A 12,050-nucleotide genomic window follows, 5' to 3' on the forward strand; every position below is an offset into this window, starting at 1 on the left:
CACAGCCAAACCCTCAGTTAAACACCGCAACCCGCTCTGCGACTGCTGCGCAGTCGAACGGGGGCAAGCCCCCTCGCCAAAAAACCCACCTCTAAATGTTCGAAAATTTTCCTTTCACGGCCCTTCGATCAGTATTTTCAATCGAAGTTAACTGGCTGTGGGCGACTTTATGGGCTACCATTTTCGCAAATGAACATTTATGTTCGAATTCCAATACCGAAAATCATAAAAGCCCGAGGCTAGCCGATGCCCACTTCTACCTTGCCTACGCCCCCTCTCGCTGAGATCTACGATATCGCCGTCATCGGTGGCGGGATCAATGGCGTGGGGATCGCAGCGGATGCCGCCGGTCGCGGTCTTTCGGTGTTTCTATGCGAAAAGGACGACCTGGCCAGCCACACCTCCTCAGCCAGCAGCAAGCTGATCCACGGTGGCCTGCGTTACCTCGAACATTACGAATTCCGCCTGGTGCGCGAAGCCCTGGCCGAACGCGAAGTGCTGCTGGCCAAGGCCCCGCACATCGTCAAGCAGATGCGCTTCGTGCTGCCGCACCGTCCGCACCTGCGTCCGGCCTGGATGATCCGCGCCGGTCTGTTCCTTTATGACCACCTCGGCAAACGGGAAAAACTCGAAGGTTCGAAAAGCCTGAAGTTCGGCCCGGACAGCCCGCTGAAAAGCGAAATCACCAAAGGCTTCGAATACTCCGATTGCTGGGTCGACGATGCTCGTCTGGTGGTGCTGAACGCCATGGCCGCCCGCGAAAAAGGCGCCCACGTTCACACCCAGACTCGCTGCGTCAGCGCCCGTCGCACCAAGGGCATGTGGCACCTGCATCTGGAACGCGCCGATGGCAGTCTGTTCTCGATCCGCGCCAAGGCACTGGTAAACGCCGCCGGCCCTTGGGTCGCCAAGTTCATTCGTGACGACCTGAAGATGGAATCGCCGTACGGCATCCGCCTGATTCAGGGCAGCCACCTGATCGTGCCGAAACTGTACGAAGGCGAACACGCGCACATTCTGCAAAACGAAGACCAGCGCATCGTGTTCACCATTCCGTACCTGAACCACTTCACCCTCATCGGCACCACCGACCGCGAATACACCGGCGATCCGGCTGCAGTGGCGATCACCGAAGGCGAAACCGATTACCTGTTGAAAGTGGTCAACTCTCATTTCAAGAAACGCATCAGCCGCGACGACATCCTGCACAGCTATTCCGGCGTTCGCCCGCTGTGTAACGACGAATCCGATAACCCGTCGGCCGTCACCCGCGACTACACCCTGGCACTGTCGGGTACCGGCGAAGAAGCGCCGCTGTTGTCGGTGTTCGGCGGCAAGCTGACCACCTACCGCAAACTGGCCGAGTCGGCGCTGGCGCAACTGGCCCCGTACTTCAAGGACATCAAGCCGAGCTGGACCGCCAGCGCTACCTTGCCGGGCGGCGAAGACATGACCACCCCGCAAGCCTTGTGCGCCTTGATCCGTGACAAGTTCGACTGGGTGCCGACCGAAATCGCCCGCCGCTGGGCCACCACCTACGGCAGCCGCACCTGGCGCATGCTCGAAGGCGTGCAAAACCTCGGCGATATGGGCGAACACATCGGCGGCGGGCTCTACACCCGTGAAGTCGATTACCTGTGCAGCGAAGAATGGGCGACCACCGCGCACGACATCCTGTGGCGCCGCAGCAAGCTGGGCTTGTTCACCACGCCGGAGGAACAGCAGAAACTGGCGGATTATATGAGCAAGGTCGAGCAGAACCGCAGCAAGATCGAAGCGGCCTGATCCCTGATCCGCTTAAACGAAAGCCCCTGAATCTCACGATTCAGGGGCTTTTTTTGTACGTGTGCTTACTGCGCTAGATGCAGCAACAGGAAATCAATGAACGCCCTCGATTTGTGGGGCAAATGCGGGCTGTTGGGGAACACCACGTTGACTGACTGAGAGGGCAGCGAATAGTCGGGCAACAACCGAATCAGCCGCTCACTGGCGATGTCGTCCTTGACCACCCAGGCGGGCAGCACCGAGACGCCTAGCGATGACAACGTCATGGAGCGGATAGCCGTGGAAGAATTGGATTCAAACTGATTGATCCCATTGATCTCGACAGCCCCCAATTGCGGATGGCGCAACGACCACTGGGTCGGTGCCTGCAGGTTGCTGTTGGCGATCCACGGCACCGAATTCAGGTCCTGAGGATTGCGCACCGGGTGACGAGCAAGAAACGTCTCGGTCGCCACCAGCACAATTTCATAATCCGCCAGTTTACGGCTCTTGAAAGCCGAGTCCGCCAAGTTGCCTAAACGGATAACCAGGTCTAACTTTTCCGCCACCAGATCATTGAGTGACGAGTTGAAGTTATAACAGAGTTTGATTTCCGGATAGCGTTCTATGAATTTCGGTATCAACGGAAGAATATAGGCCTCGCCGTATTCACTGGTGGAACTGAAGCGCAACTTTCCGGACACCCGATCATGCCCTTTTAATACATTATCGAAGGCGTTATCGATGTCCGCGACAATACCTTTGAACTCTTCATAAAAGTCCTGGCCGATTTCGGTGAGGGATATATTTCGAGTATTGCGAATCAACAACGTCGCTGACAGCACGTCCTCCAGGGCCTTGACATGCAGGCTGGCCATGGCCTTGCTGATGCTCAGGTAATTGGCCGCCTTGGTGTAAGAACCAAAATCGACCACGGCCAGGAATGTCTGGACCCGATTAAGATGAGTGTGCATAGTAATAAGGCTCACTGTTAAATCCCGTCAAACATTGTTTCAAGGATAGTCGTATCGACAGTTCAAGTCCACCGCCCCTATGCTTTGTGGCAAAGGGGAAACAACATGACCTATCGCTACAAAGTTGCACTGATATTTCTGATCGGCTTTTTTATAGACTGCATTAACATCTTTATGTCAGCGGTCGCATTACCGAGTATATCGGCGGCGCTGCACGTTAGTACTTCAGATGTTGCCTGGGTGGCTAACGCTTATATTCTGGGGCTGACACTGATCATCCCGGTCAGCACCTGGCTGGCCGGTCGTTTTGGCAGCCGGGAAATCCTCACTGCCTCGATGATCGTGTTCACCGCCTCGGTGTGGATGTGTGGTCTGGCCAACAGCTTCCATGAGCTGGTGATCTGGCGCTTCGTCCAGGGAATAGGCGGCGGCTTGTTGATTCCAGTCGGCCAGGCGCTGACGTTCAACCTGTTCAAGGGCGAGCAGCGGGCGAAAATATCCACATTGGTCATGGCCGTTGCCCTGATAGCGCCCGCGATTTCACCGACCATCGGCGGTGTCATCGTCGACAGCAGTTCCTGGCGCTGGGTGTTCTACAGCAACATCCCGTTTTCGCTGATCGCGGCATTGCTGTCCTGGTTCTGGATCAACGAAGCACGCCCGACGAGCTTGCCCAGGCCCGACATCAAGGGCTTGCTACTGGTCAGTGCGGCGCTCGGCAGCCTGCTGATGGGTATGTCGTTATACGGCGGCGACGCTCCGGCATGGGTAGCCGCGCTCTTCGTCATGGCCGGCGTTGCTTTCGTCGTGCTGTACGGGCTGCACTACCGCACCTGCAAAAACCCGATCATTGAACTGAGCCTGCTCAAAAGCAAAAAACTCAGCACCTCCATCTTTATCTATTACGCGATTCCCGGTGTGTTCACGGGGGTCAACTTGATGAGCATCTTTTTCCTGCAAAACACCCTGCACTTCAGCGCCCGACTGACAGGAATGTTCATGATCCTGTACGCCATCGGCGCGTTCATCGCGATGTTGATCTGTGGTCGGGTCTACAACCGGATGGGCGCGAAGCGGCTGTTTGCCCTTGGCATGTTCTTGCACAGTGCCGGCATTGCCACCCTGTTACTGGTGAACGCCCCCAAGGATTTTCTGGCGATTGTCATCGCCTACAGCTTGATGGGGATCGGCGGCGGCATCGGTGCCAACACAGCACAAACCACGTCGCTGATGGACTTCGAGGGTAATGATACCCACAAGGCCAGTGTCATCTGGAACATCAACCGACAGATGTCGTTCAGCATCGGCGCCGCCCTCTTCCTGATGATTTTCAACCTGCTCCTGAAGCATTTCGATACCACCCAGGCCTACCACGTGACCTTTGCTATCGCCGCGCTGGTGGGCCTGTTTCCACTCTTTCGACTGAGTCAGTTGAACACTCAAAAGGACTGTCATGCACAACAAAATAGTTGAACAGGCGCACCACAGCATTCATCACGTGCACGAGCTGATCCATACCCTGTTCACCGACGCAAACGGCAAGGGGCAGGCCGCGCTTGAACCGCTGATGTCGGCATTCGCCGAGCACTTCACCCTGGTCACCACCTCGGCCGCCATTGTCAGCCGGGCGACGGTCGAACAGATGTTCAAAGGTGCAGTCGGCGCCAAGCCAGGCCTGGAGATCGTCATCAGCGACCTGCAGACGGTCTGGCAGGAAGGCAACAGTGTGGCGATCCGCTACAAGGAAACCCATCGCCTCGGCCAGCACGAAAGCTCACGGGTTTCGGTGGCGATCATTGGCATGCATCACCACAACGCCCAATGGATCTACCTGCATGAAACACCGTTAAGCCAGGAAAGCTGATTGTCATATGAGCGGTACGATCACTGGCTCTTCTATGATCTGGCCGAAAGAACGTTAGCAGCCCCAAACACCATTCGGTTTTCCGAACGCGACCCGTCGGTCGATTCGGTTAACCGGATTCCCCCACCATCAAAACCCTCGCCACAAATATTTAATCCCCTTATAAATCAATAGGTTGATCTATTAGACCTGGCCTGGCACGAGTCATGCTCTACACTCTTGGACGAATGACCGCTGCGCCACCCCTTCAGGAGCCGGCAAGCATTCGAAGCACAAAAAAGGGCCGATGAACTGGCTCCATATAAAAACAATGTCGAGGAAAATTTGATGCGCATCGTTCCCCATCTCCTGGGCGCAGCCATTGCTGCCGCTCTGATCAGCACTCCAGTTTTCGCCGCCGAACTCACCGGCACCCTGAAGAAGATCAAAGAGTCCGGCGTTATCACCCTCGGGCATCGTGACGCTTCCATTCCGTTTTCCTACATCGCGGACGCTTCCGGCAAACCGGTTGGCTACTCCCACGATATCCAGCTGAAAATCGTGGAAGCCATCAAAAAAGACCTGGACATGCCCAACCTCCAGGTCAAATACAACCTGGTGACTTCGCAAACCCGTATCCCGCTGGTGCAGAACGGCACCGTGGACGTCGAGTGCGGTTCCACCACCAACAACGTCGAACGTCAGCAGCAAGTTGACTTCTCGGTCGGCATCTTCGAAATCGGCACCAAGCTGCTGGCCAAGAAAGACTCGCCTTACAAAGACTTCCCGGACCTGAAAGGCAAGAACGTCGTGACCACCGCTGGCACCACGTCCGAGCGCATCCTCAAGTCGATGAACGCCGACAAGCAAATGGGCATGAACGTCATCTCCGCCAAAGACCACGGCGAGTCGTTCAACATGCTGGAAAGCGGCCGTGCCGTGGCTTTCATGATGGATGACGCCTTGCTGGCCGGTGAAATGGCCAAGGCCAAGAAGCCAACCGACTGGTCCGTGACCGGTACTGCACAGTCCTACGAAATCTACGGTTGCATGGTCCGCAAGGGCGACGCACCGTTCAAGAAAGCCGTGGATGACGCAATCATCGCGACCTACAAGTCCGGCGAGATCAACAAGATCTACGAAAAATGGTTCATGCAGCCAATCCCGCCAAAAAACCTGAACCTGATGTTCCCGATGAGCGACGAGCTCAAGGCCCTGATCGCCAATCCGACCGACAAAGCGGCTGACGAAAAGAAATCCTGATTTCTGACTAACCTTATCTCCTGAGAGGGCCTCTGCCCTTTCGGGGGATAGTCACTCCCTGCTGGCATTTTTGGAAACACTCGAACCGGTGGCTGTCGAGCCGCTCGTGTGTGCCCGGTTTTCAATCGGGCGGGAACGGAGCTTCCCCAAGCGGGCACTTGTACATCGATCGATCTGAGGGGAGACCCTAATGAATTACAACTGGGACTGGGGCGTGTTCTTCAAGTCCACCGGCGTGGGCAGCGAGACGTATCTCGACTGGTACGTCGCCGGTTTGGGCTGGACCATTGCCATCGCCGTCGTGGCCTGGATCATCGCCCTGCTGCTGGGCTCGATTCTGGGCGTCATGCGCACCGTGCCTAACCGCATCGTATCGGGCATCGCGACCTGCTACGTCGAACTCTTCCGTAACGTGCCGCTGTTGGTTCAGCTGTTCATCTGGTACTTCCTGGTACCCGATCTGCTGCCTCAGAACCTGCAAGACTGGTACAAGCAGGACCTGAACCCGACCACCTCGGCTTACCTCAGCGTCGTCGTCTGCCTGGGCTTGTTCACCGCCGCTCGTGTTTGCGAACAAGTGCGCACCGGTATCCAGGCGCTGCCGCGCGGCCAGGAATCCGCCGCTCGCGCCATGGGTTTCAAACTGCCGCAAATCTACTGGAACGTGCTGCTGCCCCAGGCTTACCGGATCATCATTCCGCCGCTCACCTCCGAATTCCTGAACGTGTTCAAGAACTCTTCCGTGGCGTCGCTGATCGGCCTGATGGAATTGCTCGCGCAGACTAAACAGACCGCCGAGTTCTCCGCCAACCTGTTCGAAGCCTTCACCCTGGCAACGCTGATCTACTTCACCCTGAACATGGGCCTGATGCTGCTGATGCGCATGGTCGAGAAGAAAGTCGCCGTACCGGGCCTGATCTCCGTAGGGGGTAAATGATGGAATTCGATTTCTCGGGCATCATCCCGTCCCTGCCGGGTTTGTGGAACGGCATGGTCATGACCCTGCAACTGATGGCGCTGGGCGTCGTCGGCGGGATCATCCTCGGCACGATCCTGGCGCTGATGCGCCTGTCGCACAGCAAGCTGCTGTCGAACATTGCCGGCGCCTACGTTAACTATTTCCGTTCGATTCCACTGCTGCTGGTGATCACCTGGTTCTACCTGGCGGTGCCGTTCGTACTGCGCTGGATCACCGGCGAAGACACCCCGATCGGCGCCTTCGCCTCCTGCATCGTGGCATTCATGATGTTCGAAGCGGCGTACTTCTGTGAAATCGTCCGGGCCGGTGTCCAGTCGATTTCCAAGGGTCAGATGGGTGCAGCCCAAGCCCTGGGCATGACGTATGGCCAGATGATGCGGCTGATCATCCTGCCGCAAGCGTTCCGCAAGATGACCCCGCTGTTGCTGCAACAGAGCATCATCCTGTTCCAGGACACCTCCCTGGTCTACGCGGTTGGCCTGGTGGACTTCCTCAATGCCTCGCGTGCCAGTGGCGACATCATCGGTCGCTCCAACGAGTTCCTGATCTTTGCAGGTCTCACGTACTTCACAATCAGCTTTGCCGCCTCGCTGCTGGTCAAGCGTCTGCAAAAAAGGTTTGCCGTATGATCTCTATCAAGAATGTCAACAAGTGGTATGGCGACTTCCAGGTACTGACTGACTGCAGCACCGAGGTCAAAAAAGGCGAAGTGATTGTGGTGTGCGGGCCGTCCGGTTCCGGCAAATCCACCCTGATCAAATGCGTCAATGCCCTGGAACCGTTCCAGAAAGGCGACGTGGTGGTCGATGGCACATCCATCGCCGACCCGAAGACCGACCTGCCGAAACTGCGTTCGCGCGTTGGCATGGTGTTCCAGCATTTCGAACTGTTCCCGCACCTGACCATCACCGAAAACCTGACCATCGCGCAGATCAAGGTGTTGGGCCGCAGCAAGGAAGAAGCCACCAAGAAAGGCCTGCAACTGCTTGAGCGCGTCGGGTTGTCTGCCCACGCGCACAAACACCCGGGCCAGCTTTCCGGTGGCCAGCAACAGCGTGTGGCGATTGCCCGTGCGCTGGCGATGGACCCGATCGTCATGCTGTTCGACGAACCGACGTCGGCGCTGGACCCGGAAATGGTCAACGAAGTACTCGATGTAATGGTGCAACTGGCCCACGAAGGCATGACCATGATGTGCGTGACCCACGAAATGGGCTTCGCCCGTAAAGTGGCGGACCGGGTGATCTTCATGGACCAGGGCAAAATCATCGAAGACTGCAAGAAAGAGGAGTTCTTCGGCGACATCAATGCCCGCGCCGAGCGTACGCAGCATTTCCTCGCCAAGATTCTGCAGCACTAAGCACCACACCGAACTCTGTGGCGAGGGAGCTTGCTCCCGCTGGGTTGCGTAGCGACCCACAACATCGACCAGCACGTTGTGTCTGACATACCGTGTTGGCTGGGTTTGCGACTGCTTCGCAGCCGATCGGGAGCAAGCTCCCTCGCCACAGGTTCTGCGCTCGACCAAACCAGGACGCAAGCCCATAGCCACACTGGTTGACCCAAGGCATCTGTGATGAAATGCGACCCAAATCTCTATCGCGCCGCGCCGCCATCACTTGCCGTGAAACCCCGTCTGATTCGCCACTTGTTCCTGCCGCCGCTGGTCATCGCCCTGATGATCGGGTTGGGTTACCTCGGCTTCTGGGTCAGTGAGCACTACGGGATTCGCAGCCTCAGCGAGAACGGCCAGCGTCAGCTGGAACTGCACGCCCGCGCCGTCGAGAGCGAGATCAGCAAGTACACCTACCTGCCCAGCCTGCTGGAACTCGAGTCCAGTGTTTCGAAGCTGTTGGCCGACCCGTCGCCGGAACATCGACAGACGGTCAATGAATACCTCGAAGGCCTGAACCGGCGCAGCCGCAGTCGGGCTATCTATGTGATGGACACCACCGGTCGTGTCATGGCCACCAGCAACTGGCGCGATGTCGACAGTTACCTGGGCGAAGACCTGTCCTTTCGCGCCTATTTCCAGAATGCCGTGCGCGGTCAGCCGGGGCGCTTCTATGGCATTGGCAGCACCAGTGGCGAACCCGGCTATTACCTGGCTCATGGCCTGGAAGAGCACGGCAAGATCATCGGCGTCGCCGTGGTCAAGGTCCGCCTCGAAGCCATGGAGGAACGCTGGCAGCGTGCGCGACTGGAAGCCTTCGTCAGCGACGAGAACGGCATCATCATTCTCTCCAGCGATCCGGCGCGGCGGCTTAAATCGGTTGTGCCATTGAGCGAGGAAACCAAGGAAAAACTGGCCCGTAGCCTGCAGTACTACTGGTTTCCGCTGAACGAGCTGCAACCACTGGCCCGTGAACAACTGGCCGAAGGCGAGGAAAAACTGACCTTCCCCGCCAACAGCGAAGTGAAATCAGACGAAGAGGACATCAGCTACCTTTCGCAAACCCGTCCGCTGAGCGACACGCCATGGAACTTTACCCTGCTGACACCGCTGCAGGATTTGCGCCGCGAAGCGATCAATCAGGGGATTCTGGTGGCGGTGGCGTTTGCCCTCGTGGCGTTCCTGCTGATCGCCTGGAACGAGCGGCGCAAGGTCATTGCCACGCGTCTCGCCGCCCGGGAAGCCTTGCAGGAAGCCAACAATCAACTGGAGCGTCGGATTACCGAACGCACCACCGACCTGCGCGCCAGCAACGAACGGCTCAAGGGCCAGATCCGTGAACGCCGGCAAGCGGAAGAGACGTTGCGCCGCGCCCAGGATGAACTGGTCCAGGCCGGCAAACTGGCGGCCATCGGCCAGATGTCCACCAGCATCGCCCACGAATTGAACCAGCCGCTGGCCGCCTTGCGGACCTTGTCCGGCAATACCGTGCGCTTTCTGGAGCGCGGTCAGCTGGATGTGGCCAGCACCAACCTCAAGACCATCAATGAACTGATCGACCGCATGGGCCGGATCACCGCCAGCCTGCGTTCGTTCGCTCGCCGCGGCGACGACAAAGGTCAGGCCAGTCTCGGCAAAGCGGTGGATGCAGCCTTGCAGTTGCTCGGCGCTCGCGTGGAAAACGCGCATCTGCAACTGCACCGAGACTTCGCCGATCTGCAGGTGCAGATCGACCAGACCCGCCTGGAGCAGATTCTGGTCAACCTGATCGGCAATGCCATTGACGCCATGCAGGCACAACCGCTGCCCGAACTGTGGCTCGAAGGCGAAGAGTTCGATGGCAAATATCGCCTTCGTGTACGCGACAACGGCCACGGCATCGACGCCGAAGCGCGCAAGCATTTGTTCGAACCGTTCTTCACCACCAAACCCGGCGAACAGGGCCTGGGCCTGGGCCTGACCCTTTCCGCCAGCCTGGCCGCCGCCACCGGCGGGCACTTGGGTGTCGAGCACCCGGCCAGCGGTGGTACCACTTTCGTCCTCAGTTTACCGTTGGTAAGCCCCACTCACGCCGAGCCAATATGAACAACGACCTTAGTGTGCTGATCGTCGAAGACGACCCCCATGTGCTGCTCGGCTGCCAACAGGCGCTGACCCTGGAAGACATTCCCTGCGTGGGCGTCGGCAGCGCCGAAGAAGCGCTGGAGCGGGTCGGCGACAACTTCGCCGGTATTGTCATCAGCGACATCCGCCTGCCGGGCATCGACGGTCTGGAGTTGCTGACCCGCCTCAAGGCCCGCGACCGCAGCCTGCCGGTGGTACTGATTACCGGTCATGGCGACATTTCCATGGCTGTCGGTGCGATGCAGAAAGGCGCCTATGACTTCATGGAGAAACCTTTCTCCCCCGAACGTCTGGTCGACGTGGCGCGCCGTGCGCTGGAGCAACGCAGCCTGGCGCGGGAAGTCTCTTCGTTGCGTCGGCAACTGGCGGAACGAGATTCCCTGGAAGGCCGGATCATCGGCCGCTCCCCCGCCATGCAGAACCTGCGGGAACTGATCGCCAACGTCGCCGATACGTCAGCCAACGTGCTGATCGAAGGCGAGACCGGCACAGGCAAAGAATTGGTTGCGCGTTGCCTGCACGACTTCAGTCGGCGGCACACCAAGCAGTTCGTCGCGCTGAACTGCGGTGGCCTGCCGGAAAACCTGTTCGAAAGCGAAATCTTCGGCCATGAGGCCAACGCCTTCACCGGCGCCGGCAAGCGGCGGATCGGCAAGATCGAACACGCCGACGGCGGCACGCTGTTCCTCGACGAAGTGGAAAGCATGCCGCTACCACTGCAAATCAAACTGCTGCGGGTGTTGCAGGAACGCACCCTGGAACGCCTCGGCTCGAACCAGAGCGTGGCGGTGGATTGCCGGGTGATCGCGGCGACCAAGTCCGATCTGGACGAGTCGAGTAAGGCTGGCGAGTTTCGCAGCGACCTGTATTACCGCTTGAACGTGGTGACCCTCGAATTGCCACCGCTGCGCGAACGCCGCGAAGACATCCTGCAATTGTTCGAACACTTTCTGCAGCAGTCGTCCCTGCGCTTCGACCGTGCCGTGCCGGACCTGGACAACCAGACCCTGTCGAACCTGATGAGCCACGACTGGCCGGGCAACGTGCGCGAACTGCGCAACGTCGCCGAGCGCTTTGCCCTCGGCCTGCCGGCCTTCAAGAAATCCGGCACCAGCGGCAGCAATCAGGGCCTGGCCTTCGCCGAAGCGGTAGAAGCGTTTGAACGCAACCTGCTGAGCGACGCTTTGCAGCGCAGTGGCGGCAACCTGACCCAGGCCAGCCTGGAACTGGGGATGGCCAAGACCACGCTGTTCGATAAAGTGAAGAAGTACGGACTGAGCCACTGATGGACCTGATCCTCAAGGCAACCCTGGGCGCGGCCGTGGTGGTGATCCTCGCGGCACTGGCCAAGACCAAAAACTATTACATCGCCGGATTGGTGCCGCTGTTTCCGACCTTTGCGCTGATTGCGCATTACATCGTCGGCAAGGGTCGTTCGCTGGAGGATTTGAAGACCACCATCGTGTTTGGGATGTGGTCGATCATTCCTTACTTCATCTACCTGGCGACGTTGTACGTGATGGTCGACCGGATGCGGCTGGAGGCCTCGCTCGCGGTGGCGGCGGTGGCTTGGTTGATGGCGGCTACGGTGTTGGTCACTGTCTGGGTTCGCCTCCAAGCCTGACGTTCTTTCCCCCCTGTGGGAGATTCTATGGTTGAGGGAAAGCCCTCAACTGGCTTTTGGTTGATATTCGCTTTGCCCTTTCAGCA

At 58.4% G+C, this 12,050-nt stretch carries 11 protein-coding genes; 10 read left to right on the forward strand and 1 reads right to left on the reverse strand.

Features of this window, described 5'->3' with window-relative positions; all coding sequences use genetic code 11:
* Window positions 1-246: 246 nt before the first annotated feature.
* Window positions 247-1,785, forward strand: a complete 1,539-nt coding sequence (glpD, locus tag AC3WP4_RS22990; RefSeq protein ID WP_074874026.1) for a glycerol-3-phosphate dehydrogenase — start codon at window positions 247-249, stop codon at window positions 1,783-1,785.
* 65 nt (window positions 1,786-1,850) lie between these two features.
* Here the strand turns inward: glpD and AC3WP4_RS22995 are convergent, their stop codons facing one another.
* Complete coding sequence (locus tag AC3WP4_RS22995) at window positions 1,851-2,738, reverse strand: LysR family transcriptional regulator (RefSeq protein WP_102615649.1); 888 nt, start codon at window positions 2,736-2,738, stop codon at window positions 1,851-1,853.
* A 105-nt stretch (window positions 2,739-2,843) separates the two neighbouring features.
* Here AC3WP4_RS22995 and AC3WP4_RS23000 point away from each other — a divergent pair, with 105 nt between their 5' ends.
* The 9 genes from AC3WP4_RS23000 to AC3WP4_RS23040 all read left to right on the forward strand — a co-directional run bounded on the left by AC3WP4_RS23000 (window position 2,844) and on the right by AC3WP4_RS23040 (window position 11,964).
* Entirely contained in the window at window positions 2,844-4,211 is a 1,368-nt protein-coding gene (locus AC3WP4_RS23000; protein ID WP_102615650.1) for an MFS transporter, read from the forward strand.
* Entirely contained in the window at window positions 4,192-4,602 is a 411-nt protein-coding gene (locus AC3WP4_RS23005; RefSeq protein ID WP_074874023.1) for a DUF4440 domain-containing protein, read from the forward strand. The genes AC3WP4_RS23000 and AC3WP4_RS23005 overlap by 20 nt, the downstream gene beginning before the upstream one ends.
* 327 nt (window positions 4,603-4,929) lie before the next feature.
* A complete protein-coding gene (locus AC3WP4_RS23010; protein ID WP_074874022.1) occupies window positions 4,930-5,844 on the forward strand; it encodes a glutamate/aspartate ABC transporter substrate-binding protein in 915 nt (304 codons plus the stop codon).
* Window positions 5,845-6,034: 190 nt separating this feature from the next.
* Complete coding sequence (locus AC3WP4_RS23015; protein WP_074874021.1) at window positions 6,035-6,781, forward strand: amino acid ABC transporter permease; 747 nt, start codon at window positions 6,035-6,037, stop codon at window positions 6,779-6,781.
* Complete coding sequence (locus tag AC3WP4_RS23020) at window positions 6,781-7,452, forward strand: amino acid ABC transporter permease (RefSeq protein ID WP_033053683.1); 672 nt, start codon at window positions 6,781-6,783, stop codon at window positions 7,450-7,452. Before AC3WP4_RS23015 ends, AC3WP4_RS23020 begins: the two co-directional genes overlap by 1 nt.
* A complete protein-coding gene (locus AC3WP4_RS23025; RefSeq protein WP_074874020.1) occupies window positions 7,449-8,183 on the forward strand; it encodes an amino acid ABC transporter ATP-binding protein in 735 nt (244 codons plus the stop codon). The genes AC3WP4_RS23020 and AC3WP4_RS23025 overlap by 4 nt, the downstream gene beginning before the upstream one ends.
* A 216-nt stretch (window positions 8,184-8,399) precedes the next feature.
* Complete coding sequence (gene aauS, locus AC3WP4_RS23030) at window positions 8,400-10,301, forward strand: two-component sensor histidine kinase AauS (RefSeq protein WP_074874019.1); 1,902 nt, start codon at window positions 8,400-8,402, stop codon at window positions 10,299-10,301.
* A complete protein-coding gene (aauR, locus tag AC3WP4_RS23035; protein WP_074874018.1) occupies window positions 10,298-11,626 on the forward strand; it encodes a two-component response regulator AauR in 1,329 nt (442 codons plus the stop codon). The genes aauS and aauR overlap by 4 nt, the downstream gene beginning before the upstream one ends.
* 8 nt (window positions 11,627-11,634) lie before the next feature.
* Window positions 11,635-11,964 (forward strand): GlpM family protein, encoded by a 330-nt coding sequence (locus AC3WP4_RS23040; RefSeq protein ID WP_173860489.1) that lies wholly within the window; start codon window positions 11,635-11,637, stop codon window positions 11,962-11,964.
* The last annotated feature ends 86 nt before the right edge of the window (window positions 11,965-12,050 follow it).

This window comes from Pseudomonas sp. FW305-20 (genome assembly GCF_058788075.1).

What these genes read in the sequence shown, in the direction of transcription:
- AC3WP4_RS23025 (WP_074874020.1), top strand. Translation starts at nt 7,449, where the DNA reads ATGATCTCTATCAAGAATGTCAACAAGTGGTATGGCGACTTCCAGGTA.
- AC3WP4_RS23020 (WP_033053683.1), top strand. Translation starts at nt 6,781, where the DNA reads ATGGAATTCGATTTCTCGGGCATCATCCCGTCCCTGCCGGGTTTGTGG.
- aauS (WP_074874019.1), top strand. Translation starts at nt 8,400, where the DNA reads ATGAAATGCGACCCAAATCTCTATCGCGCCGCGCCGCCATCACTTGCC.
- AC3WP4_RS23010 (WP_074874022.1), top strand. Translation starts at nt 4,930, where the DNA reads ATGCGCATCGTTCCCCATCTCCTGGGCGCAGCCATTGCTGCCGCTCTG.
- AC3WP4_RS23000 (WP_102615650.1), top strand. Translation starts at nt 2,844, where the DNA reads ATGACCTATCGCTACAAAGTTGCACTGATATTTCTGATCGGCTTTTTT.
- AC3WP4_RS22995 (WP_102615649.1), bottom strand. Translation starts at nt 2,738, where the DNA reads ATGCACACTCATCTTAATCGGGTCCAGACATTCCTGGCCGTGGTCGAT.
- AC3WP4_RS23005 (WP_074874023.1), top strand. Translation starts at nt 4,192, where the DNA reads ATGCACAACAAAATAGTTGAACAGGCGCACCACAGCATTCATCACGTG.
- aauR (WP_074874018.1), top strand. Translation starts at nt 10,298, where the DNA reads ATGAACAACGACCTTAGTGTGCTGATCGTCGAAGACGACCCCCATGTG.
- glpD (WP_074874026.1), top strand. Translation starts at nt 247, where the DNA reads ATGCCCACTTCTACCTTGCCTACGCCCCCTCTCGCTGAGATCTACGAT.
- AC3WP4_RS23015 (WP_074874021.1), top strand. Translation starts at nt 6,035, where the DNA reads ATGAATTACAACTGGGACTGGGGCGTGTTCTTCAAGTCCACCGGCGTG.